Source organism: Rhizobium lentis (assembly GCF_017352135.1).
In the GTDB taxonomy this organism is placed as follows: domain Bacteria; phylum Pseudomonadota; class Alphaproteobacteria; order Rhizobiales; family Rhizobiaceae; genus Rhizobium; species Rhizobium lentis.
Window position 1 is genome coordinate 2,920,954 of record NZ_CP071454.1, and the last position, 22,686, is coordinate 2,943,639.

A 22,686-nucleotide genomic window follows, 5' to 3' on the forward strand; every position below is an offset into this window, starting at 1 on the left:
AAAGGCGGAAAATGAGGGGCAAGCGAACGGATATGGCAAACGCCCAGTGCGGGATCGCGCGTTCTCTGCAGGCAGTCGGGGACTGGTGGTCGCTCCTCATCGTCCGGGAGGCTTTCAAAGGGCTTCGGCGATTTTCAGAATTTCAGAAGAGCCTCGGGCTTGCGAAGAACATCTTGTCGGTTCGCCTGCGAAAGCTCGTGGAGGAGGGGATCTTTACGATAGAGCCGGACCCTGACTCCGCGCTCAGCCATCTCTATCTTCTGACACCGAAAGGCTACGAGCTGAGCGTAGTGCTGGTCGCCCTCTGGCAATGGGGGGAGGAGCATTGCTTTGAGCCCGGAGAACTCAATTACGCGGTCGTCGACAGCCTGAACCGGCAGCCCTTGCAGAAGCTTCAGCTTGCGGCCCGCGACGGCCGATCTCTGGGACCGCAGCAGTTTCGCATTGAAGCCAGGGATCGTTGATTGCAGGGATCGTCGAGCCCCGGAATCGTTGATTGAACCTTGCCGGTTGCAAACGACACACGCGCTTTGACCGAACCAGGGGAAATATTCTTTTGTCGTCTCGCTGTTCTCGGACGGCAGCTTGCACCTGGCATCTCGACGGCCAATCCGATGCTGCCTGCGCTGATCGTGTTCGTTGGAGCCTCAGTGCGCAGCCGCCGCATTCACGGAGTTCGGCATGACCTGGGCCCCCGCTGGCGTAACCTATGACGATATCGCTTCCAGCGCGCTGGTGCCGGTGATGACACGCTATCCGCCACCGTCGGCGGGCAGCGCAATCACATTAGTCAAACCGACAAGCGGGACCTCGGAGCACCGGTCGACGGGAAGGCCAGTATGATTTCAGGGGTTTCCGCTATGTCATGTTTTCTTGAGAAGCGTTAATAAGGTTCCGCTGAATTGCCCGGTGTGACGGCGATAGGGGTGACCTAAATGGCCGTGCTACGGTCCATTCTTGATCGAGGGGAGGATGGCGAGCCATGGAAAGCGCGGAACTGCGATATAATTGGGCTGATCCCGACGTCTACGAGTCATTCATAGGGCGCTGGAGCGAACATCTGGCAAGCCCATTTCTCACCCGTGCCAATATTGCTCCGGGCAGTCGCGTGCTCGATGTGGCATGTGGGACGGGTGTCTTGTCGAAAGCCCTGGCCGAGGCGGGAGCGCATGTGATCGGTGTTGACGCATCGGAAGGATACCTGGAAGGAGCCCGCCGTCGACGATCCCACCCCAATATCGCATATGAACACGGCGATGTCCGGCAACTGCGGTTCGACGCCAACTCTTTCGATGCGGCAGTTTCCACCCTGGCCCTCGACGTTATTCCGGAAATCGAACAGGTAGTTGCCGAGATGAAGCGGGTGACCCGTCCAGGCGGCGTTGTCGCGTCCGCCGTTACCCAGTTCTTTGGTGGCATGCCCGCCTTCGACCTAGTCATCAACACCGGCGCCGTGCTTGAGAGCGACTTCGCAAGGCTGAGATCCATGCGGGCGGGGCGCCAGCTCTTCTGGCCTGATGGTCAGGCGACGTTGTGGCGGAAGATCGGCCTCGTCGACGTGACCGAGATTCCCGTTGTCGTGGATTGCGAGTATGCGTCCTTCGCGGATTATTGGGCTACCTTCACCGACGGCCCAGGCAGCACCACAAGCGTATTGATGGCACTTTCAGACGACGCCCGCGGTTCGATCGAAAAGCATGTTCGTGCCGGATATCTGGTTGGCTTGCCCGATGGACCCCGGTCATTTCCTATGATGTTCCGTATGGTGCGTGGCTTGGTTCCAGCCTGACATTGGAGAGCATGCATTGCCTAAGAAACCTGAATCGCTATCTCGGCTGCTGTCGACGCGGACGCGACGGCGGCCGTCGACTATAGGGCTGCGGAACAGCGCAGCCAGGGACTCCCGCGCCGTCTAGAATCCACGCTCCTGCAGCAAGGCGGCCAAAGCCTCGTCAGGCCAACCCGCCATCTCGAACAGCGCCTCATAAGGATCGCTCGTCTCGAGGCCGAGCGTAGCTGCAAATGCGGGCTCGGTTTTCATGCCGCCGTCTCGAAGCTGCATGACGGCCGCGCGGAAGCGGCTTCCGCCGATACCAAGGAGCCTATGCTCGACCTGAAAATGCTTCCAGCCGTGCTGCTCGGGCACCGGCAGAGCTTGACCAAACAGTTCGAACGTCCAATCAGCGGCTGCAAACGCGGCGATGATCGGCCTTTCTCTACCGGTCCACTGCCGGACAGAAAATTCATCGCACGTGGAATAGGCGTCCCAAACGGTTCGGGTGAATAGCTGTGGATCTGGAGCATAGCAGAGGACGTCTATATCGCTGGTGGGCAGATCGAGGCCGAGTGGCGGCGTACCCGCCACATGGGGATCGAATGGAGCCAAGGTTTCCAGAAGATTTATCCGGCTCAACGCTTCCATAAAGTAGGGTCTTTTCATCGATTCAAATTATCCGAGAGACGGATCATTGCAAAGCCTGTCGCCTTGCACCCGTCGATGCGACGAAGAGCGCGGAGGAGATCGCCGGCTTCGATGCCATCGGCAGCCATGGGCGTCCGCGGATCGACCCCGCCCGCGGCATGAAGACCGTCCATCAGGGCGCTGCGACCAGCGTCTGGTGCGCTACAAGCCCAATGATGAACGCCATGGGCGGAGTCTATTGCGAGGATTGCGACGTGGCGGCCTTGCACACTGGTGATCCCAGCCAGCCGGGCGTGAAGCCTTGAGCGGCAGATACCGAGCTTGCCGCGCGCCTCTGGCGGATCTCAGAGCAGATTGACAGGGATGGCTCTGCCGTGAGCGAAACGGAGCGGCGAGGCCGCGGGTGCGAGGAGCTGTTTCGAGAAATCGCATGGCGAGACCACTGGTCTACTCGCCAATGGTTTGGTTCTCCAGACCAAGTCACAATATCCATCCTACTTGCCGCTTTGTAAAAAATACTCAAGGATGCAGATGTAGCACAGGGTATGCTGAGTATACATATAATAAAGATTCTCTGCTTTGCGGATATAAGGAGAAATATGTAGATACAATTAAGTTAAGACGAATTTTACTGGTGAGATTTGAAGGGATTCCCGAAAATTGATTGTGGATTCACTGGCATTTTAGCCGCCAATTGTGAACCAAAACGATCACCCATCCATCGGCGCAAGCCGAATAACAATCGTCCGCCATGAACGGATACGGGGATAATCGATGACAGAAACCAAATCACATGAACTGGCCGATCCCGGCCGACGCGACCTGCTTGCCCTTGGGCTCGGAGCGACGACGCTGGCCCTATTGCCGAGCTCGCCGGCCGCAGCCCAATCAACCCCAGCCCAAAACTCAATCTTTGAAGGGAACCAAAGCATGGCCACCGTCACCACACGCGATGGCGTCGAGATCTTCTACAAGGACTGGGGTCCGAAGACCGCCCAGCCCATCATGTTCCACCATGGCTGGCCGCTATCGTCCGATGACTGGGACACGCAGATGCTGTTCTTCCTGCAGCACGGTTATCGCGTCGTGGCGCACGACCGGCGCGGGCACGGGCGCTCGGCACAGGTGAGCGAGGGCCATGACATGGACCATTATGCCGCCGACGCAGCAGCGGTCGTCGAGCATCTCGACCTCAGGAATGTCGTGCATATCGGCCACTCCACCGGCGGCGGCGAGGCGACGCATTACGTGGCCCAGCACGGGCAGCCGCAAGGCAGGGTCGCCAAGCTGATCATTATCGGTGCGGTCCCCCCGATCATGGTGAAAACGGCAGCCAATCCCGGCGGCTTGCCGATCGATGTCTTCGACGGACTGCGCAAGGCGCTGGCCGACAACCGTTCCAAATTCTACGTCGATCTGCCGTCGGGTCCTTTCTACAGCTTCAACCGGCCTGGCGCGCAGCCGATCCAGGCCGTCATCAACAATTGGTGGCGACAGGGCATGATGGGCGGCGCCAAGGCGCATTATGACGGCATCAGGGCCTTCTCCGAGACCGATTTCACGGAAGACCTGAAGATCATCACCGTACCTACCCTGGTTATGCATGGTGACGACGATCAGATCGTGCCGATCGCGGACTCCGCGTTTATGTCGGCAAAGCTGCTGAAGAACAGCACGCTGAAGGTCTACGAGAAGTTCCCCCACGGCATGTGCACGACCCATGCCGATGTGGTGAATCCCGATCTCCTGGCCTTTGTGAAGGCTTGAGTCAGTGGAGGCCGGCGTCCGGGACGCCGGCCTCTCGCCAGCGTTTCAATGGAGACAAGTTCATGAAAATCGTCGTTATCGGCGGCAGCGGACTGATCGGGTCGCGCACCGTCACTCTGCTGCGCCAAACGGGTCACGAAGTGTTCGCCGCCTCGCCCAGCACGGGTGTCAACATGCTCACCGGCGAAGGGCTCTCGGAAGCCCTTGCCGGCGCGGAGGTGGTGGTCGATGTTGCCAACTCGCCCTCGTTCGAACCACAGGCGGTGCTCACCTTCTTCGAAACCTCAGGCCGGAATCTGCTGGCGGCTGAACGCGCGGCTGGTGTGCGCCACCATGTGGCTCTGTCGATCGTCGGCACAGACCGCATGCCCGACAATGGCTATTTCCAGGCTAAGGTGGCACAGGAGAAGCTTGTCGAAGGCTCGGGCATTCCCTTCAGCATCGTGCGCGCCACCCAGTTCATGGAATTCCTCGGCGCCATCGCCGATACCAGTGTTGTCGATGGAACCGTCCGCCTGCCGGACGGTCTGTTCCAGCCGATTGCCGCGGACGATGTGGCAGCTATCATGGCAGAAACGGCTACCGGCGCTCCGCGTGGCAAGCATTTCGATATCGCGGGCCCCGACCGGGCGCCTTTCGACCGGATCATTGCGCGCTATCTCGAGGCGATCGGCGACGGCCGACGCGTCGTGAGCGAACCGCAAGCGCGATATTTCGGCGGCACCGTCGTGGAGACGTCGCTGGTGCCGCTTGGCGAAGCGAGACTCGGTCGCATCTCGCTCGACGACTGGCTGCACGGCCACCGACCCACCTGACGCTTGCAACTTCAAGGATATCCGATGAAATACTATCTTTTCCCATTGCTCTTGGCTGCCGGCTACGCTGTGCCTGCATTCGCCGATGATGTGCAAGGCGCCAAGAACGCAAAGATTACGCTTGTCTACGAGCATGCGCTGCCAGATGTGCCCGGCAAAAGCATTCGGGGCGTTCTCGTCGAATATGGTCCCGGCGGCTACTCTCCGGCACACACGCATGCGAAGTCGGCGATCATCTATGCGACGGTCCTGGAAGGCGCCGTGAAGAGCCAGATCAACGGAGGGCCGGTTCGGAGCTTCAAGGCCGGCGAGAGCTTCACGGAATTGCCGGGCGACCACCACGGAGTCAGTGCAAATGCCAGTGACAATGAGCCGTCTAAACTGCTGGCGGTGTTCGTCGTCAATACCGACGAGAAGGTGCTGACCATCCCGGATCGGAAGTGACCTGCAGCCGCCGCTCGCCATCCAGCGGGCGGCCCCATCCAGCAAGAACCGGAGTAGACCATGACTGAGACTGCCAGTCGGATGCTTGCCGGCGTGTCCGTTCCCAACACACCGCTCGTAAACAAGGCGATCGACTACGCGCGTGAAAACTGCGAGCCCTATCTGTTCAACCACGTAATCCGTTCCTGGCTGTTCGCGGCGCGGCTTGGGCAGATCGATAGCATCGGCCACGATGCGGAAGTCGTTGCCGTCGGGACACTGCTCCACGACATCACGCTGAACGAAAGGTTCGCCGGACCCCGCCGTTTTGAGGTGAAAGGAGCGGATCTTGCGCGAACATTCGCGACTCAAAGCGGTGTCGATGGTCGTCGCGCGCAACTGATCTGGGACAGCGTCGCTCTCAACTCGACGCCTTCGATCGGTCTGTACAAGGAACCGGAGGTCGCGCTCTGCACCGCTGGAATCGGCCTCGATGTCATCGGTTGGCGCTACGACGCTCTTCCCCCTGCCGAGATGGCGAGGATCGTTTCGGAGTTTCCCAGACTGGGAATGAAGCGAAAGATGACGAAGTGCTTTTGCTGCATTATCGAGAGGAATCCAGAGACGACATATGACAACTTCGCGCGGGATTTCGGCGAACGCTTCGTTCAGGGCTACGAAGCTCCCTCGGTCGTGGATCTCGTCCTGAACGCCCCCTTCGACGAATGAGGGTCTGCTGCGGCTCTGCGACCGCCAGCCTCCTCCCGGTAGCCGGTCAGGGGGCTGTCAATTGATGCTCATATTTGAGCATCCAGTCGCGCATCTCGCGGAGCATCGGCATCAGGTCGATGCCGGCCTGCGACAGCTCATATTCCACACGCGGCGGAATCTCCGCGAAGGCGTTGCGGATCACGATGCCGTTGTTGGCGAGATCTCGCAGCTGTTCAGTCAGCATATGCTGGGTTACCCCCGGTAGCCGTCGGCGCAATTCGCCGAACCGGAGCGGCCCTTCGACCAGGATGCAGACGATTTCGATCTTCCACTTGCCCGTGATGGCGCGAATGGCTCGCTGGAAGCGCAGGATATCGATCGGCTCCGGGCCTGTACATCCGGCGCATTCGTCTTCGTCGTAGACACGTGGCTCAATGGTCTGATTTTTCATACTGGGTCCGAAAATCCATCCTACTTGATAATTCCATATAACAGCTCGATGTTGCGGTAAAGCAAACAATCAGAGTGATGTAATGAGCAAGATTTTGGTCACAGGTGGTTCTGGTTTTGTCGGCAGCCACGTCGCCGCAAAGCTTCTGAAGGAAGGTCATCAGGTTCGTACCACAATACGGAGCGCCCGGCGCGAAGCCGAAGTTCGGTCGATGGTGCGCAATGGTGGTGCCGAATCCGACCAGGAGCTTTCTTTCAGCCAGACCGATCTGACTGTTGATCATGGCTGGGCCGCTGCCGTTAGCGGATGCGACTATGTACTGCATGTGGCTTCGCCGTTTCCACAGCAAGCTCCCGATAACGAGGATGAACTGATCGTTCCGGCGCGTGACGGTACGTTGCGCGTTTTGCGCGCCGCCAGAGACGCCGGCGTGAAGCGTGTCGTATTGACCTCTTCCTTTGCAGCCATCGGATACGGCCACACCAACTACGACACAGTCTTTGACGAGGAGGACTGGACGGACCCGAACGGACCAGATGTGCAGCCCTATATCAAATCCAAGGTCCTTGCCGAGCGAGCCGCCTGGGACTTCATCGACAGGGAAGGCGGCTCTCTGGAAATGTCGGTCGTCAACCCGGTGGGCATTTTCGGGCCGGTTCTGGGGCCGCACATTTCTGCTTCGATCGCCTTCATCAAACGGTTACTCGAAGGCGCTCCGCCCCTGCCTGGCTTGAGCTTCGGCACGGTCGATGTCCGCGACCTGGCGGACCTCCACATTCTTGCGATGACGGCGCAGGCGGCTAGGGGACAGCGCTTCATCGCTGTGAGCGGCGACGTCGTCACGCTCTTCGATATCGCGAAGACCCTCAGGGAGAAGTTGGGCGAACTCGCTTCGATTGTGCAAACACCGGAGATGGAAAAGGTAGCAAGCGCGCCCGTTCGCCGGAGCACCAGCGAGAAGGCTATGCGAGTGCTGGGATGGCGTCCTCGACGCCAGGAGGAAACCATCATCGATACGGCCCGGAGTCTATTTCGTTATGGCGTCGTAAGCTCGGTTTAACGCCACCGCATTTTTGGTGTCGATTGGGCGAATGCGAAGCTGCTTCGGACGAAGAATGACGGGGAGGTTCGGCTCCCATCAAGAGCAGCAATATGACCGCTTTGCGCCAATAGGAGACGTCAACGAGGTTTCGGCCGGTCCTACGTCCCGCCCTATTCCAGGCGGCAGAAGCCCCGTGCTATTTCGGCGAAACTAGAGAAACTTCGGCAGTAAGCGCCGTCAGAAGCTCGGTCCCGAGGCGCGATTTGATAAAGTCCCCCGGTCCGACAAGATAGTAGCCGCGCTCGGATGTCAGCGGCTCGTCGTCCATTTCGACAAGCAAGCCATTCGACACCAAGTCATCGATAACACCCCGCCATCCGAGTGTGACGCCATGACCCATGAGCGCCTCGTGGATGGCTATGCCGTGATTGGACACGTTGATGCCGGCAGAGGCCACTGTCGCATTTCGAGCGCGGTGCGACTTCCAATCATCCCAGTTGAACCATCGCCTTTCCGGGTCCTCGAGGTGGATCAGAGGCCCCTGTCCGAAGATGTCCTCTCTTGAGAGGGAGGCGAGCTTCGCGGCGACCGACGGAGCCGCGACTGGCACCACCACTTCGGGGATCAGCATTCTGGCCTCCATCCCATTCCACCGGCCGTCTCCAAAGAGGATCGCACAGTCGACGCTGTCCAATGAGATGTGCTCGTCACGCTCGGCGGTCACGACCCTGACGGACAGCTCGCTGTCGCTACTCCGCAGGTTCGCGAGCTTCGGCATCAGCCAGAACATGGCCAGACCGGGATAGGTGCCGAGTGTCAGGCTGGGGCCGCTGGCGCGCTCTCGCAACGAACGTGTAGCCATGGCGATGTCGGTCAGGGCGGACGCGATTCTGGCATGATACGCAAGTGCCTCGGCGGTTGGATTGATAACCCCGCCATTCCGCTCGAACAGCGTCAAGCCCAGGTCGTTTTCCAATGCTTGAATCTGATGGCTGATCGCGGGCTGGCCGACGTTGAGTTCGCGCGCAGCCGCTGTGAACGTTCCCAACCGGATACATGCCTCGAATACACGGAGGGCTTTGAGAGGCGGCATACCACGCATAAAAACTCCCGTAGGCGATGAACTCCTCGGACATTACCATCGAAAAAAGTAATGGCGACATGAGATTTTCCAACATACCGCGTGAACGTGTTTTGTGGCAGATATGACCCGTGAGGAGGCCGCTTATTCGGCGGTGGATATCTGGGTTTCCCTATCATGCTTGAGGATACATTCGACTACATCATTATTGGCGCGGGTACGGCCGGCTGCCTGCTAGCCAATCGCCTCAGTCGCGATCCTTCCAAGCGGGTCCTGCTTCTCGAAGCTGGGAAGAAGGACAATTATCCCTGGATTCACATACCCGTCGGATACCTCTACTGTATCGGCAATCCTCGGACCGACTGGCTCTACAGCACTGAAGCCGATCCGGGCCTCAATGGAAGGTCACTCCGCTATCCCCGGGGCAAGACTCTCGGTGGATGCTCATCGATAAATGGCATGATCTACATGCGCGGGCAGGCTCGTGATTATGACGCCTGGGCCATGGCGACGGGTGACAATGCCTGGTCTTGGGAGAACGTCGTTCCAGACTTCAAGGCACACGAGGATCATTATCGAATGGACTTCGGTGCCGATCCCGCCACGGGAGGCAACAGCCGTTTCTCGGACATGCACGGCCATGGCGGTGAGTGGAGAATCGAAAAGCAGCGCCTCCGATGGGACATCCTGGAAGCCTTTGCCGAGGCTGCGGTCCAGGCGGGAATTCCACGCAGTGATGACTTCAATAGCGGCGACAACGAGGGTGTCGGCTACTTCGAGGTGAACCAGCGCTCCGGTTGGCGCTGGAACGCCTCAAAGGCATTCCTCAGACCAGCGCGGGGTCGCAAGAATCTTCAGATCGTGACCGAGACTCATGTCTACGGGCTGATTTTCGAAAAAGGCGCATCCGGTCGCCCCGCTTGCCGAGGGGTGAAGATCGTCCGCGACGGTCGCGCGACGAAGTTCAGTGCGCGCGCCGAGGTGATCCTTTCCGCGGGCGCGATCAACACTCCCAAGATCATGCAGTTTTCGGGTCTGGGTCCCGCGGCCGTTCTGCAGGGACATGGCATCCCCGTGCTGCGTGACATGGCGGGAGTGGGTGAGAACCTCCAGGACCATCTCCAGATCAGAACGGTCTACAAGGTCGACGGTACCAGGACGCTCAACACCATGGCAAACAGCCTCGTCGGAAAGGCGATGATCGGCTTGGAGTATGCCCTGAAACAAACGGGCCCCATGAGCATGTCGCCGTCACAACTCGGCGCGTTCACGAAATCCGATCCATCCCGACCGCACGCCAACCTTCAATATCATGTCCAGCCCCTTAGTCTGGATGCATTCGGCGAACCTCTGCACAGCTTCCCGGCCTTGACCGCCAGCGTCTGCAATCTCAATCCGACGAGCCGGGGCTCGGTGCGTGTCCGTTCGAGCCGAATGGAGGACGCTCCCGTGATCAAGCCCAACTATCTCAGCACGGACGAGGATCGCAACGTCGCGGTGGCAAGCCTGCGCCAGGTGAGACGGATCGCCTCCCAACCCGCGCTGGCAAAGTATCGGCCGCAGGAGTGGAAGCCGGGACCGCAATACGAGAAGGACGCCGAGCTTCTCAAGCTCGCCGGGGACATCGCAAGCACCATCTTCCATCCGGCCGGCACGGCCAAGATGGGGGTCGCCTCAGACAAGACCGCGGTCGTGGACAGTCGGCTCCGCGTTTTCGGCGTCGATGGCCTCCGGGTCGTGGACGCGAGCGTCATGCCGACGATCGTCAGCGGAAACACCAATTCACCAACGCTCATGATCGCGGAAAAGGCGGCACGCTTCATCATTGAAGACGCCCGCTCCGCGCGCCGTGCTTGATCACATCATTCCGAATTCGCCGAGGTAGAAAATGAAACGCGAGGCTCTTCCCTTTCACGGAGTCAAGGTCGTGGATTTCGGACAGTACATTGCGGGTCCGGCCGTCGCCATGATCCTTGGCGATCTCGGCGCGACGGTCATTCACATAGACCCGCCGAACGGTCCCCTTTGGGCCAGCCCTGCCAACGCAACGCTGAACCGCAACAAGCTGCTGGTGGAACTCGACCTGAAATCCGAGGACGGTCTGGCAAAGGCGCTCGCGCTGATCGCCGAGGCCGATATCGTCATTGAGAACTTCCGCCCCGGCGTCATGAAACGCCTCGGCATCGACTTCGCCGCCCTGCAACAGGCCCGACCTGAACTCATCACCGTTTCGATCCCCGGCTTCGCCTCCAATGACGAGCTGCGGCGCGAATGGCGGGCTTTCGAATCCGTTATCGCGGCGTCCTCCGGCGTGTTCACCGACATGGGGCTGAACCGCGTGCTGATGGGCGTGAACCCTTCCTTCTCGCCGCTGCCGCTCGCTTCCGCCTACGGGACGATGCTGGCCGTGTCCGCAGCGGCTCTCGCGCTCCAGGCTCGCGTGAAGACTGGGCGCGGTGACCAGATCGAAGTCCCGCTCGCCAGCGCCGTCATGGAAGGCCTGTGCTACAATTCGATCAAGATCGAGGACTATCCGCTGCGCTATCAGACCCAGCGCGAAAGGGAGATCGAAAGACGCCGAAGCGAAGGGCTGCCGATGGACGTCACATATGACGACCTGCAGGCATTCCTGGACCCTTTCTACCGTAGCTATCCCTGCAAGGACGGCCGCAGCTTCTATGTCGTCTGCCCGAGCCACAAGTTCCATGCCAAGCGATGCCTGCAGACGCTCGGCATCTACGACGAACTCGTCGCCGAAGGGCTTCAGGAAGAGCCCGACACCTATCTCCCGGCTTCGGAGTGGTCGTCGGACGTGTCGCTCGGCGTCTATCCCCTGCCCAAGTTCTGGGCGGACAGGATTTCCGAGCGGATGAAGGCCGTCTTCCTCACACGGACGGCAAAGGAGTGGGAACGCATCTTCGGCAAGGGGCAGTTCCCAGGTGCGCCGCATCGGTGGCTGCAGGAGTGGATCAGCGACGACCATGCCGACATGGCGGGCCTGATGATCGAAGTTGAAGACCCGGTCTATGGGAAGATGATCCAGCCAGGTCCGATGGCCTGGCTTGAGGAGAGCGGCGAGGCCATGCTGACGCCGACGCCCCGGCGAAAGGTCGACTTCGACGAGGCCATATCGAACCTGCGCGCAATATCCTCCTCGCTTCCGAAAGTCGTCGCCGCAAGCGTGAAGAAGTCAGGTTGGCTTGAAGGCATAAGGGTTCTCGATCTCTGCAACGTCATCGCCGGCCCGCATTCAGTTTCGTACCTCTCGCGTTTCGGAGCCGAGGTGATCAAGATCGACCCGGCGACCCCGCTGTTCGACTGCTGGAACACCGTCATCTTCGGCATGACCCATATGCGCGGCAAGAAGTCGGTGCTGCTCGACATCGGGTCCCCGGACGGGCGCAAGCTGTTCGAAGACCTCGTTCGTTCAGTCGACGTCGTGGTCTGGAACGCCACCGACCGCCAGGTGCAGTCGAAAGGCTTGGATGCCGAGGGTCTCAAGAAGCTCAATCCCGATGCCATCTTCTGCCAGTTGGACTGCTTCGGCGGCGTTCGAAAGGGACCGCGGACCAACTATCTCGGTTACGATGACCTAGTGCAGGCGGCGACCGGCATTATGCTCAGGTTCGGCGGCTCGATGGAGACGCCGGAGGAACACGCCCATGTCGGCACGATCGACGTCATGTGCGGGTTCGGTGCAGCGCTCGGCGTGGCCGCCGCCCTCTATCAGAAACAGATGACTGGAAGGGTCGGCCGCGCGCGGACATCGCTCTCAGCGTTGAGCGGACTGGCGCAGATACCCTTCTGCTTCGACTATCAGGGCCGCGCGCCATTCGACGAACCTTCCGGGCCTGCCGCTCGCGGATACGACGCGCTTCATCACCTCTACAGAGCGGAGGATCGCTGGATCGTGCTCGCCGCCTCCGAGAAGGACCTGTCGCGCTTCAGGAGCATAGAAGGGCTGGAGGCAGTGGCCGACATGACGGAACACGAGCGCAGTGATGGACTGAGCGCCATCCTCGCCACCGCATCAGCGAAGGTCTGGATAGAACGCTTTCAAAACGCAGATATCGGCGCGGCGATCTGCGAGAACATTGAGACGATCCGCGTCGCGACCGCTTGGCCTGCCGACGGCACACCTGGAACGGAGCGCGGCAGCTACTCCTTCTCGGTTTATGCGGATCATCCGAGCGGCCACACGGTCACCCATCTCGATCCATACGCGGTTAGACCAACCCACAGCGAAATCTACGCTCGGATGTCAGCGGAAAAATACGGTGCGTCGACACGGGAAGTTATGAAGGCGCTCGGCCTTAGCGACACGGACGTCGATGAGCTCATTGCCAACCGGACGCTAAGTGAGACCTGGAGTGGTGAATACCTTCCGAGTTGAGTTGCAGGAGCGAGCGTGTGCCACGAGGCGGGAATTGGATACGGCCGCTTCGGGCGGATTGCGGACTTCGGCAAACCGCCGCGGACTGGCCGCTTTTGTCTCTTGCATTCGGGATGCAGTCAGACCGCTGGCGGCCCTTTCCGGGTAATACGGGGTTTGTTGCCAACGATCGCAATTGGCGCATCATACCATCCATCTCGCACCGGTAGTTATGGGAACGACCTGTCGCGCCTGGTCAATGTCGGAGGAAAACACCGCTTACCGTTAACTGTTTGAGCTCGCGAACTCTCTTGCGGCCTGAATGAAGGCACTGAACGCTGCAGGTGGGTTTTTCCTGCCCGGGTAATAGAGACAGAGCGGCGCAAGTGGCGGGGTCCAGTCATCGAGAACCGACACCAGCCGACCTGCAGAGATATCCTCGCGCACATCCGCCTCCATCACGTATCCAAGTCCGATCCCATTCTGTGCGGCAATACGGACCAGGCTCGGTTCGTCGAGGGTGATTGCCCCTTGGACATCGATCTGTAAGGCAGTTCCCTCCTTCTCGAAGCGCCAGCGGAACATGGCGTGGTTGGGCAGACGCGCCCGAATACAGCGGAACCGATAGAGATCGGCCGGCACGTTGGGGCGGCCGTGCGAGCGCAGGAAATCCGGCGAGGCGACGACCACGTGTCGGCGCGGCAATCCAAGCGAGATGGCGATCATGTCGCTTGGCACGAGGTCTGCCGGCCTTATGCCGATATCGAATCCGCCGGCGACGATGTCGACCAGCCGCCCTTCCGTCACCAGATCGATATGCACCTGGGGGTGGCGCCGCAGGAACGACAGGACAAGGGGCACGATTACCTCCCGCGCTGCCGATGCGAAGGTGTTGATACGCAAGGTGCCGGAAGGTGTCGCCTGCAGCGACTGTGCGGCCAGCATGGCATCATGGATGTCCGTCATCGCCGGACCCACCCGCTCCACAAAACTCTGTCCTGCTTCGGTAAGCGAGACGCTTCTTGTCGTCCGGTTAAACAGGCGGATACCCAAGCGCTGTTCGAGCTTGCCAATCACATTGCTCATTGCGGTGGTGGACATTCCAAGTTCCAGCGCCGCCGCCCGAAAGGAGCCGTGGCGGGCAATGCTGAGAACCGCATCCAGGTCCGCTAGTACAGATCGCGTCATTGTCCCTCTTATCGAAATTCCTCATCCCTCTTTGTCCCGGTTACCCTGTCAATCATCAACTCTCAAATGGCTAACAACTCGGCACTCTCAAAAGTTTGATCCAGCGAAATTGATAAATTTGATATTTTTGTTGTAATTGAAACTGAAAGCCGGTAGCTAGCCCGGGCCACAGCTAAGAGGAGTACCCGGAAATGGAACAGACAAGGCTCTCTGACGGAGATGTCGCCGACCAGCGCGGAAGCCGCGGTGGACAGCGTTCAGGCGAACAGAGTGATTTCGATTTCATCGTCTGCGGCGCCGGTACCAGCGGATCGGTGGTCGCTGCCCGTCTGGCGCAAGACGGTCAGGCGCGCGTCCTGCTGATCGAGGCCGGAGGCGATGACCAGGCCGAAAGCGTCTCGAACCCTGCACATTGGCCGCTCAATCTCGGAACGGAGCGGGACTGGGGCTTCATCGGAGAACCGGCCCCCGGCCTCGAAGGCCGGCGCCTGCCGCTAAGCATGGGAAAGGGGCTCGGTGGCGGGTCGAGCATCAATGTGATGGTGTGGGCACGGGGCCACAAGGAGGACTGGGACCACTTCGCAGCCGAGTCAGGTGACGAGCGTTGGGGCTACAAGTCGGTTCTCGACTACTATCGTCGCATCGAAGACTGGAAGGGAACGCCTGATCCGCTCCGTCGAGGAAAAGGAGGGCCCGTTCATGTCGCTCAGCCAGACGCGCCGCAGCCGATCGCCCGGGCGCTTATCGACGCCGCCGGCATGGCAGGAATTCCGGTCTTTGACAGCCCCAACGGTGAGATGATGGAGAGCGCTGGCGGCGCCGCCATCGCAGAGTTGCGAATCAAGGGCGGCAAGCGTGAGACGGTCTTCCGTTCCTACATCGGTCCTGTGATAACACAGCCGAATCTGACGATTTTGACGGATGCACTTGTGACGCGGCTCCTGTTCGCGGGGCGGAAAGTCGTCGGAGTTGAAGCTCTGGTCGGCGGGAGGCGCCGCCAGTTTCGTGCTCGCCATGAGACGATCCTGTCTCTCGGGGCCATACATACGCCGAAAGTCTTGATGCAATCCGGCATTGGTCATGAAGATGAACTGCGCCCGCATGGCATTGCCGTTGTCCAGCATCTTCCCGGAGTTGGTCGTAATCACCAGGACCACCTCGCATTCGGTTGCACCTGGGCGTATCGCGAGCCGCAGGATGTTGGCGGTGGTGGCTGCGAGGCGACGCTTTATTGGAAAAGCGATGCTCGCATCAGCCATCCCGATATTCTGCAATGCCAGCTTGAGTTCCCCGTTCCCGCGCCTGCCGAGGCGGAGATTGCAACTCCGGAACATGGCTGGACAATGTTTGCCGGGCTTGCGCAGCCAAAAAGTCGCGGACGGCTTCGCCTTTGCGGTCCTGAGGTAAACGACCCAATCTACATCGAGCCAAATTCTTTGAGTGAGCCGGAAGACATGGTCGCGGCCTTGGCTGCAGTCGAGCTATGCCGAGAGATAGGCAACAGTGCGGCTTTCACCCCAATGGTGAGCAGGGAGGCAGCACCCGGCACGCGCGATCGAGCCGGAATGATCGACTTCATTCGCAAGTCGGCAGTCACTTACTGGCATCAGGCTTGCACCGCCAAAATGGGTCGCGACAGCATGTCGGTCGTCGACAACGAGCTCAAGGTTTACGGCATACAGGGGCTGCGGATCGCGGATGCCTCAGTCCTGCCGCGGATCACGACCGGAAATACGATGGCACCTTGCGTCGTCATCGGAGAGCGGGCCGCCGATTTGATCCGTGCGCAGCACGGGCTGACGGAAGTGCAGCAGGTTGCGGCAGGCTGAACCCCAAATCAAGCAATCACTTACGAACTGGTTCCTCTGTGGCGGAGAAGGCTCCGCCACATTGCTCCTGCCTGCTTTCGGAGTTTGCAAAGCGCGGGAACTTGCCGACCCCGTGCGCATGACTGGGCGGCGGCTGACAACACAGAAAGGATGTCGACGTGGAAAAGTTGACTCGCATCGTGCCGACGATCTCATCGGCAGAGATTGAAAGAGATGCGCACGAGGCCTTCAAGCGCTGCCGTGCCATTCACCCGATCGCAACCCTCGAAACGGGGGGCACTGTCGTCTTGCGGCATGCTGATGTCAGTCGCCTGTCCCGGGACAAGAGACTGCGTGCAACCGAGACTGCGATACCGGCCCATGGTGGAATTACCCAGGGAGCGCTGTTCGACATCTTCCAGCATGGAATGCTTACGGCGAACGGCCATGATCACGAGCGTCGACGTTTCGCCATGTCGAGGGCGCTCGCAAGCCAGGTCATCGATGATTTTCGCTCCTATGTTCGCGATGCAGCTGAAGTGCTCATAGATGGTTTCCATCGAGATGGCGCAGTTGAACTGGGGAGCGGATATGCCGCCAAGCTGCCGATCCTGGCGCTGGCTGGCATGCTCGGGGTTCCCGATCGCGACGTCCCCGTATTCATGCGGGATGTGGATCAGATGAATGAGTTTTTCCGGCCGAACGCCACAGCCGCGGCCATGGCCGAAGCTGAGCTCGCTGCCCAACGAGTTCAGGATTATCTAACGACTGTACTGGCCCGCAAACGGGCAGGCCAAGCCACCGACTTCCTCTCACACTATCTCGCTGTGGCAGATGCCGATCAACGGATTTCGGGCGTGGAAGTGATTATCCAGCTTGTCCAGCTCATCATCGGCGGCACCGAGTCCATGCGGGCCGCCCTGGTGGCGCAGACAGCGAATCTTCTTTCCAATCGTGCGCAGTGGGAGGCAGTTTGTGAGGATCCGGCTCTCGCATCGCCCGCGGTTTCCGAGTCGCTTCGCTTCGAGCCGGGCATTGCGGGCGTCGTCAGGATCTCGACCGATGATATCGACGTCGATGGCTGGACCTTGCCCGCCGGGCAGATGGTGATCCTTTCATCCATGTCGGCCTTGCGCGATGAGCGCGTGTTCGAACGGCCGGACAGCTTCGATATCTTTCGATCGGACCTCGTGCTTTCGCATCTCGCATTCGGTGGCGGTGCGCACAAATGCGTTGCCGAAGCGTTGGGACGGGCCGAGCTTGAGGAAGGGCTGAATATATTGGCCAAGCGACTACCGAACCTGACGATGAAGACGCAGCCGATCTTCATGGGCCATGTCTTTGTCCGCCGGGCGACGGAATGCTGGGTCACCTGGTGAACAAGGATGGCGACGGCCGGGTAAATCCTCCCGCCGCGCATCACGGCTCGGATTACGAGGCGGGTGCCGGCATCGCGGGATCGGGAGCACCTAACTAAACTAACGATCCATCTTGTGGCCAAACGCCTCGAATTATGCTGTTTCTTGCAAATTTATCATTTTTTTCTATATCACCGTCTGCAGAAGTGGACGGTGATGTGAAAGATGTTTTGACCACGGCAAAGGCTGCGGAATTGCTGGGAGTGTCAACCAGGACCGCGCAGATATGGGTTGAGAGTGGCCAGCTGCCGTCCTGGAAAACGCCCGGCGGACACCGGCGGATTCCGCGCGAGGCGGTACTGGAGCTGATCCAAAATCCCATCCCTGAGAGGCCGGTGGTCCGGGCCCACGCAATTATCTTCGCCGGCGAGGGCCGCGAAAATCAATGGCGTGAAGTCGGCCTTCCGGCATTGGGTTTGCTTGTTGATGTGGCCGAAGATCTGGAAACGATCAGGGGCTGGCTGACGACTATCCCGCCCATGCTTATCATCATTGAAAGCACTGATCATGATGAGCGTGGCAGGTTGCTGGCGACCCTTGAAAGGGATGCTCGATTTGCCAGCACGACCATCGTCAGCGCGGCCAGGAGAAACGCGGCTCAACCAGTTTCACTGGGCGGCAACCGCATCCGGATGAAGATGGCCGATAATGTTCAGGCAGAGGCGGCATCGCTTGTCGAATTCTTGCGTGCAACCGGCCATAGCCCAACTCGACCGCTTGCCTTTCCTATTCCCTGGAGTGAGGAGGCGAGACTGGCGGCAGTAGACCGGTCGGGCCTGGTCGGTAGCGAGCCGGAACTTGGCTTCGATCGTCTGGTTCGGCTTGCCGCGCACGCGACCAACGCTCCCATTGCCATGTTCACGCTGATTACAGAGAATGAGCAGTGGTTCAAGTCCCGCGTGGGTTTTGAAGGTGTATCGACGCCGCGGGATTGGGCGTTCTGCAACGAGACGCTGATTGCCAATGAGTTCACTGTGCTCGAGGACCTTTCGAAGCGCGAAAGCCTCGCGCAGAACCCGACACTATCCGAGCCCTTCGGCTTTCGTTTCTATGCCGGCGCCCCGGTTCGCGATCCGCTCGGCTTCGTCCTCGGCTCCATCTGTGTCATCGACGTGATGCCGCGAACCTTGAGCGAGGCGGAGCGCGAGGCGATGACGACAATAGCTGATGCCGCATCGAACCTGGTACGCATCAAAAGCCTGGAACGCCAATTGGATCCAACGCCTCGGCAGGAATGATTGACCATCCTGCCGAGGCTGGAATGGTTCATTTCGTTTTGCCCGAGACAGACTTTGCAGCCTGGTCGATTGTATCTGCGATGACCGCCGGCTGCGTCATGAACAGGGCATGGCTCGCCGACACCTTGGTGATCTTGGCATTGATGCGCTCTGCCATATGGATCAGCATGGCCTGATCGAATGCTTTGTCCTCTGTCGCGATAACGGCCCAGCTGGGCTTGGTGCGCCATGCTGCGTTCTGAAGTTTGGTGCCGAACGCCGCCATGTTGATCGGAACCTGCGCATCCCTCATGAACGCGACATCGGCGTCGCTGACGTCATGGGCGAATCCCGACTTGAACTTGGCAGGGCTGACGTAGCCGAAACCATCCTTCGTGGTTTCGATGACGAACTCGGAAGCGGGCGCAAAACCCTCGTACTGCTGAGCCGTCGTCTCCCCGGCATCGGGCGAGAGAGCAGAGACATAGATGAGGCCTTTGACCTTTTCATCGACCCCGGCTTCCGTGATGACGGTGCCGCCCCAGGAATGTCCAACGAGAATGACCGGGCCATCTTGCCGCTCAAGTGCACGCCGGGTGGCAGCGACATCGTCAGCCAGCGATGTCAGAGGATTTTGCACGATGGTGACGCGATAACCGCGTTTCGTCAGATTGTCGTAAACACCCTTCCACCCGGAACCGTCCGCAAATGCGCCGTGAACCAGCACGACGTTTTTGACGGATTGATCTTGCGGTAGCGCGTCAGCGGCCACTGCCGGCAAGGCGACCGAAAGGGAGGCTGCAGTTGCGATCGCGGCAATGGTGGTGATGGTCTTGCGGGGCATGGTTTTCTCCTCTTATGTTGCGATAACTATTATCGCGATAACATTAAGCTTTCATATCTCGTGATGTGCGTCAAGTTGATTCTTATCGCGATATTGGTTTTCGTGATAATTGAGGTTATAAGGATGTCGACAGGAGTTCAAAATGACCCAACGCCGTAACGATCCCCCGCCACTGCGCGACCAGCTGTGCTATGCGATTTACACCGCCGGCATCGCGATCCAGCGCGCCTACAAGCCCTTGCTCGATGAGCTTGGCTTAACCTATCCGCAGTATCTCGTCCTGAACGTTCTCTGGGCACAGGACGAGCGGACCGTGGTATCCATCGCCGACCAGCTTGCTCTGGACTCCAGCACGCTGACGCCTCTTTTGAAGCGCCTGGAAGCCGCTGGGCTCGTGCGGCGGACACGCAATCTCAGCAACGAAAGGCAGGTCTTGGTGGCGCTGACGGATCAAGGTCGCGCCTTGCAGCACAGGGCAGGCTGCCTAAGCGATACCTTGCTTGCAGCTTCGACCCAAACACCGGCAGAACTCGCTGCCTTGAACCACGACGTGCGACATCTTCGTGACGCGATCTATTCCCAGATCGGCGGGTGGGATGCACCCGCCTGACCTGCATTGGTGGTGGTATGCCTGTTCAACGGAGCCCATAACGGCCGAACAGCCGCGTCTGTTCAAGCGGTCGGAACAGTCCCGCCGTCGATCACATGCTCGGTTCCCGTGATGGACGTCGCCCGGTCAGAGGCAAGAAAGGCGATCAGGTCGGCTACCTCTTCCGGCTTGGCCGGTCGTCCGAGCGGTATGCCGCCGAGCGAGTTCATGATCACTTGCACCGCCGCGTCGTAGTCGATGCCGGCTTCCTCGGCTATGCGCAGGGCCAGACCATTCGATCCTGGATCGGCGATCCAGCCGGGGGAAACCCGCACCACCCGCACGCCCTTCGGCGACACCTCCTTGGAGAGGCTCTTGCTGTAGGTGTTGAGGGCGCCCTTGGCCGAAGCATAGCCGGTCGTCGCCTGCGGTAGCGGAAGGTTTCTCTGGATCGAGGTCACATGGATGACGACGCCGCTTCCCTGAGCGATCATGCCGGGGATGAGAGCACGATCCAGCCTGACCGCCGGAAAGAAGTTGAGGTTGAACTCCTTGTCCCATTCCTCGTCGGTGAGCGCGGCAAAGCCACCTGAAGGGGCCGACGAGCCACCCAGCACGTTCACGAGGATATCGAGACCGCCGAGCTCCGCATGCACAGCATCGACGACCGCTTGAACCCCCGCGGTGGTGGTCAGGTCGGCTTCAACGAACGCCGCGCCTGAGAAGTCCGCCGGCTTGGTGCGTGCGGTCGTGAGCACGCGAGCGCCAAGCTGCTTGAACAGCGCCACGGTTGCAGCGCCGGCACCCGAGGTGCCGCCGGTGATAAGGGTCCGACGACCTTCCAATGTGAGAAACGGGGTCATACGGTGATCTCCAGTTCAGCGACCTTGTCGCCTGCGAGCACGAAGAAGAACCTCAGGTCGATAGGGCTACCTGGGAATGTGCCGACGACATGGGCGGTTACTTGGGTTTTGCCGTTCTCTGTACTGATGAGGAAAGGCTCCATTGTGTAGGTATAGAGCTGGCCTGCCTCGACCATCCATTCGCGAATGGCCTCGCGGCCTGTGTGGATTTCGCCCTTATCCTTCACAATGCCGTTCTCGGTGAAAGCGGCGGCAACAGCATTCGGCTCCCCGCTGCGGTCGGCGTCGAAATATGCTTCGATGGCCCTGGGCAATCTAATAGTCATTTGGTCCTCCAGTATATTCCAGCTTGACCAGCTGTAGGTCGCGACCTTCAGAAGCCGACCGGGACAATCTAAGACGACCTCATTGACGTGATAACTGGGACAAAGCAGGATGAGGAATTGCGAAAAGAGGGACAATGACGCGACACCCTCGACTTCCCGCTACCTACACCGACGAATAGGCGCTGGGCCGACAGCGGACTTAAGCCGTGTGCGCCCTTTCGGCTGCTGCGGAAGATTGCCTTGATCGCTTCGTAAGGATCGGCAGCAGCGACAGCCGCGCGAAACAGTTCGGACAAAAACCTCTGGTGTCCGGTACGGCCACCATGATCAAGCGGCAACGATGTTCGTCGGTGCGCCGCGCTCGAACGCCTCGACGTTGTCGATCAGCTGATCCATGAGCGACTGGACCGCCTCGCGGCTCGCCCACGCCACATGCGGCGTCAGGATGAAGTTCGGCAGATCGAGCAGACGCATCAGCGGATGATCGTCTGCAGGAGGCTCGGTGGTGACGACGTCGAAGCCCGCGCCGCTGATCTGGCCACTTCTCAATGCGTGCTCCAGCGCGGTCTCGTCGACCAGACCGCCGCGCGCGGTATTGATCAAGAGCGGCCGCTTGGCCATCTGTGCGAACTCTGCGGTTGAGATCATGTTGCGGGTCGAAGGCATCAAGGGGGAGTGCAAGGTGATGATGTCGCTGACCTCGAGTACCTTCTCGAAAGGCGTATAGAGCGGTCCCATTCCCTTTGTGCCCTTGTAGTCGGAAAAAAGAACCTTCATCCCAAAAGCACGGCCAAGGTCGCCCACCGAGCGCCCGAGGGCACCGTCGCCGATGATGCCCAGCGTCGAGCCGGCGAGATCGTTGATCGGGTAGTCGAAGTAGCAGAACTGGTTTGCTTCCTGCCAGCGACCAGCCCGTACCGAGTTGCGATAGGCCAGAAGGCTCCGGCGAAGCGCGAGGATCAGAGCGAAGGTGTGCTCGGGAACCGTATTGACCGCGTAGTTGCGGATGTTCGAGACCGTTACTCCACGCTGCGCGCATGCGGCGACGTCGACGACGTCGGTTCCCGTGGCTGCTACCGCGACCAGCTTGAGCCTGGGGGCGGATGCGATCGCCGGACCTCGCACGGGAGCCTTGTTCGTGATGACAATGTCGGCATCCTTGATGCGTTCGGGCACCTCCTCTGGAGCCGTCTGGTCGAACTGTATGAGTTCGTGCGCGAAGGAGAACGCGCGGACGTGAATGTCGTCGGGCAAGGTCTTGCGATCGAGTAGAACGATGCGAAGAGAATTGCTGGTAGCATCAGACATTGGGGAGCACACCGAGTTTCGAGGAGAGAACAGCGGCTGCG

The 22,686-nt window shown here is 59.8% G+C and carries 21 protein-coding genes; 13 read left to right on the forward strand and 8 right to left on the reverse strand.

Translation table 11 applies throughout. The features are described 5' to 3' along the window. Positions 1-11: 11 nt before the first annotated feature. Entirely contained in the window at positions 12-464 is a 453-nt protein-coding gene (locus J0663_RS13990; protein WP_207240930.1) for a winged helix-turn-helix transcriptional regulator, read from the forward strand. Between the two features lie 518 nt (positions 465-982). Further along, positions 983-1,789: a class I SAM-dependent methyltransferase gene (locus J0663_RS13995; protein ID WP_207240931.1), complete on the forward strand. Its 807-nt coding sequence runs from the start codon at positions 983-985 to the stop codon at positions 1,787-1,789. 123 nt (positions 1,790-1,912) lie between these two features. Here J0663_RS13995 and J0663_RS14000 read toward each other — a convergent pair whose 3' ends face one another. Further along, complete coding sequence (locus J0663_RS14000) at positions 1,913-2,440, reverse strand: DUF4269 domain-containing protein (protein WP_207240932.1); 528 nt, start codon at positions 2,438-2,440, stop codon at positions 1,913-1,915. A 912-nt stretch (positions 2,441-3,352) separates the two neighbouring features. Here J0663_RS14000 and J0663_RS14005 point away from each other — a divergent pair. The 4 genes from J0663_RS14005 (at position 3,353) to J0663_RS14020 (ending at position 6,156) form a co-directional block, all read left to right on the forward strand. Then, a complete protein-coding gene (locus tag J0663_RS14005; RefSeq protein ID WP_207240933.1) occupies positions 3,353-4,189 on the forward strand; it encodes an alpha/beta fold hydrolase in 837 nt (278 codons plus the stop codon). A 62-nt stretch (positions 4,190-4,251) separates the two neighbouring features. Next, positions 4,252-5,004: an SDR family oxidoreductase gene (locus tag J0663_RS14010; RefSeq protein WP_207240934.1), complete on the forward strand. Its 753-nt coding sequence runs from the start codon at positions 4,252-4,254 to the stop codon at positions 5,002-5,004. 24 nt (positions 5,005-5,028) lie between these two features. Beyond that, positions 5,029-5,448, forward strand: a complete 420-nt coding sequence (locus tag J0663_RS14015) for a cupin domain-containing protein (protein ID WP_207240935.1) — start codon at positions 5,029-5,031, stop codon at positions 5,446-5,448. 81 nt (positions 5,449-5,529) lie between these two features. Next, positions 5,530-6,156, forward strand: a complete 627-nt coding sequence (locus tag J0663_RS14020) for an HD domain-containing protein (protein WP_311043610.1) — start codon at positions 5,530-5,532, stop codon at positions 6,154-6,156. Positions 6,157-6,202: 46 nt separating this feature from the next. Here J0663_RS14020 and J0663_RS14025 read toward each other — a convergent pair whose 3' ends face one another. Next, positions 6,203-6,589 carry a winged helix-turn-helix transcriptional regulator gene (locus tag J0663_RS14025; RefSeq protein WP_064709443.1) on the reverse strand — a complete coding sequence of 129 codons (387 nt, stop codon included), beginning with the start codon at positions 6,587-6,589 and terminating at the stop codon, positions 6,203-6,205. An 82-nt stretch (positions 6,590-6,671) separates the two neighbouring features. On the opposite strand from J0663_RS14025, the gene J0663_RS14030 reads away from it, so the two are divergent. Further along, positions 6,672-7,649 (forward strand): SDR family oxidoreductase, encoded by a 978-nt coding sequence (locus J0663_RS14030; protein WP_207240937.1) that lies wholly within the window; start codon positions 6,672-6,674, stop codon positions 7,647-7,649. Between the two features lie 178 nt (positions 7,650-7,827). Here the strand turns inward: J0663_RS14030 and J0663_RS14035 are convergent, their stop codons facing one another. After that, positions 7,828-8,733 (reverse strand): LysR family transcriptional regulator, encoded by a 906-nt coding sequence (locus J0663_RS14035; RefSeq protein ID WP_207240938.1) that lies wholly within the window; start codon positions 8,731-8,733, stop codon positions 7,828-7,830. A 156-nt stretch (positions 8,734-8,889) separates the two neighbouring features. On the opposite strand from J0663_RS14035, the gene J0663_RS14040 reads away from it, so the two are divergent. Together J0663_RS14040 and J0663_RS14045 are read left to right on the forward strand one after the other, a co-directional pair. Continuing rightward, positions 8,890-10,569 (forward strand): GMC family oxidoreductase, encoded by a 1,680-nt coding sequence (locus tag J0663_RS14040; RefSeq protein ID WP_207240939.1) that lies wholly within the window; start codon positions 8,890-8,892, stop codon positions 10,567-10,569. A gap of 31 nt (positions 10,570-10,600) precedes the next feature. Continuing rightward, complete coding sequence (locus J0663_RS14045; RefSeq protein WP_207240940.1) at positions 10,601-13,105, forward strand: CoA transferase; 2,505 nt, start codon at positions 10,601-10,603, stop codon at positions 13,103-13,105. Between the two features lie 264 nt (positions 13,106-13,369). On the opposite strand, the gene J0663_RS14050 is transcribed toward J0663_RS14045, so the two are convergent. After that, positions 13,370-14,272, reverse strand: coding sequence for a LysR family transcriptional regulator (locus J0663_RS14050; protein WP_207240941.1), 903 nt, complete (start codon positions 14,270-14,272; stop codon positions 13,370-13,372). A gap of 191 nt (positions 14,273-14,463) precedes the next feature. On the opposite strand from J0663_RS14050, the gene J0663_RS14055 reads away from it, so the two are divergent. From J0663_RS14055 to J0663_RS14065, 3 genes are all read left to right on the forward strand, one after another. Then, a complete protein-coding gene (locus J0663_RS14055) occupies positions 14,464-16,101 on the forward strand; it encodes a GMC family oxidoreductase (protein ID WP_207240942.1) in 1,638 nt (545 codons plus the stop codon). 158 nt (positions 16,102-16,259) lie between these two features. Further along, positions 16,260-17,459 (forward strand): cytochrome P450, encoded by a 1,200-nt coding sequence (locus tag J0663_RS14060; protein WP_207240943.1) that lies wholly within the window; start codon positions 16,260-16,262, stop codon positions 17,457-17,459. A gap of 197 nt (positions 17,460-17,656) precedes the next feature. Next, positions 17,657-18,736 (forward strand): helix-turn-helix domain-containing protein, encoded by a 1,080-nt coding sequence (locus J0663_RS14065; RefSeq protein ID WP_207240944.1) that lies wholly within the window; start codon positions 17,657-17,659, stop codon positions 18,734-18,736. A gap of 28 nt (positions 18,737-18,764) precedes the next feature. Here J0663_RS14065 and J0663_RS14070 read toward each other — a convergent pair whose 3' ends face one another. After that, positions 18,765-19,559 carry an alpha/beta fold hydrolase gene (locus J0663_RS14070; protein ID WP_207240945.1) on the reverse strand — a complete coding sequence of 265 codons (795 nt, stop codon included), beginning with the start codon at positions 19,557-19,559 and terminating at the stop codon, positions 18,765-18,767. A 142-nt stretch (positions 19,560-19,701) separates the two neighbouring features. Between J0663_RS14070 and J0663_RS14075 the strand changes: the two genes are divergently transcribed. Beyond that, positions 19,702-20,169 (forward strand): MarR family winged helix-turn-helix transcriptional regulator, encoded by a 468-nt coding sequence (locus J0663_RS14075; RefSeq protein WP_207240946.1) that lies wholly within the window; start codon positions 19,702-19,704, stop codon positions 20,167-20,169. A gap of 62 nt (positions 20,170-20,231) precedes the next feature. On the opposite strand, the gene J0663_RS14080 is transcribed toward J0663_RS14075, so the two are convergent. The 3 genes from J0663_RS14080 to J0663_RS14090 all read right to left on the reverse strand — a co-directional run bounded on the left by J0663_RS14080 (position 20,232) and on the right by J0663_RS14090 (position 22,645). Next, positions 20,232-21,011, reverse strand: a complete 780-nt coding sequence (locus J0663_RS14080; RefSeq protein ID WP_207240947.1) for an SDR family oxidoreductase — start codon at positions 21,009-21,011, stop codon at positions 20,232-20,234. After that, positions 21,008-21,337 (reverse strand): nuclear transport factor 2 family protein, encoded by a 330-nt coding sequence (locus tag J0663_RS14085; protein WP_207240948.1) that lies wholly within the window; start codon positions 21,335-21,337, stop codon positions 21,008-21,010. Before J0663_RS14085 ends, J0663_RS14080 begins: the two co-directional genes overlap by 4 nt. Positions 21,338-21,664: 327 nt before the next feature. Next, entirely contained in the window at positions 21,665-22,645 is a 981-nt protein-coding gene (locus tag J0663_RS14090; RefSeq protein WP_207240949.1) for a D-2-hydroxyacid dehydrogenase, read from the reverse strand. Positions 22,646-22,686 lie beyond the last annotated feature (41 nt).

Excerpts from the sequence above, each read along its gene's own strand:
- J0663_RS13990 (WP_207240930.1), top strand. The coding sequence starts at position 12 with ATGAGGGGCAAGCGAACGGATATGGCAAACGCCCAGTGCGGGATCGCG.
- J0663_RS13995 (WP_207240931.1), top strand. The coding sequence starts at position 983 with ATGGAAAGCGCGGAACTGCGATATAATTGGGCTGATCCCGACGTCTAC.
- J0663_RS14000 (WP_207240932.1), bottom strand. The coding sequence starts at position 2,440 with ATGAAAAGACCCTACTTTATGGAAGCGTTGAGCCGGATAAATCTTCTG.
- J0663_RS14005 (WP_207240933.1), top strand. The coding sequence starts at position 3,353 with ATGGCCACCGTCACCACACGCGATGGCGTCGAGATCTTCTACAAGGAC.
- J0663_RS14010 (WP_207240934.1), top strand. The coding sequence starts at position 4,252 with ATGAAAATCGTCGTTATCGGCGGCAGCGGACTGATCGGGTCGCGCACC.
- J0663_RS14015 (WP_207240935.1), top strand. The coding sequence starts at position 5,029 with ATGAAATACTATCTTTTCCCATTGCTCTTGGCTGCCGGCTACGCTGTG.
- J0663_RS14020 (WP_311043610.1), top strand. The coding sequence starts at position 5,530 with ATGCTTGCCGGCGTGTCCGTTCCCAACACACCGCTCGTAAACAAGGCG.
- J0663_RS14025 (WP_064709443.1), bottom strand. The coding sequence starts at position 6,589 with ATGAAAAATCAGACCATTGAGCCACGTGTCTACGACGAAGACGAATGC.
- J0663_RS14030 (WP_207240937.1), top strand. The coding sequence starts at position 6,672 with ATGAGCAAGATTTTGGTCACAGGTGGTTCTGGTTTTGTCGGCAGCCAC.
- J0663_RS14035 (WP_207240938.1), bottom strand. The coding sequence starts at position 8,733 with ATGCGTGGTATGCCGCCTCTCAAAGCCCTCCGTGTATTCGAGGCATGT.
- J0663_RS14040 (WP_207240939.1), top strand. The coding sequence starts at position 8,890 with ATGCTTGAGGATACATTCGACTACATCATTATTGGCGCGGGTACGGCC.
- J0663_RS14045 (WP_207240940.1), top strand. The coding sequence starts at position 10,601 with ATGAAACGCGAGGCTCTTCCCTTTCACGGAGTCAAGGTCGTGGATTTC.
- J0663_RS14050 (WP_207240941.1), bottom strand. The coding sequence starts at position 14,272 with ATGACGCGATCTGTACTAGCGGACCTGGATGCGGTTCTCAGCATTGCC.
- J0663_RS14055 (WP_207240942.1), top strand. The coding sequence starts at position 14,464 with ATGGAACAGACAAGGCTCTCTGACGGAGATGTCGCCGACCAGCGCGGA.
- J0663_RS14070 (WP_207240945.1), bottom strand. The coding sequence starts at position 19,559 with ATGCCCCGCAAGACCATCACCACCATTGCCGCGATCGCAACTGCAGCC.
- J0663_RS14075 (WP_207240946.1), top strand. The coding sequence starts at position 19,702 with ATGACCCAACGCCGTAACGATCCCCCGCCACTGCGCGACCAGCTGTGC.
- J0663_RS14080 (WP_207240947.1), bottom strand. The coding sequence starts at position 21,011 with ATGACCCCGTTTCTCACATTGGAAGGTCGTCGGACCCTTATCACCGGC.
- J0663_RS14085 (WP_207240948.1), bottom strand. The coding sequence starts at position 21,337 with ATGACTATTAGATTGCCCAGGGCCATCGAAGCATATTTCGACGCCGAC.
- J0663_RS14090 (WP_207240949.1), bottom strand. The coding sequence starts at position 22,645 with ATGTCTGATGCTACCAGCAATTCTCTTCGCATCGTTCTACTCGATCGC.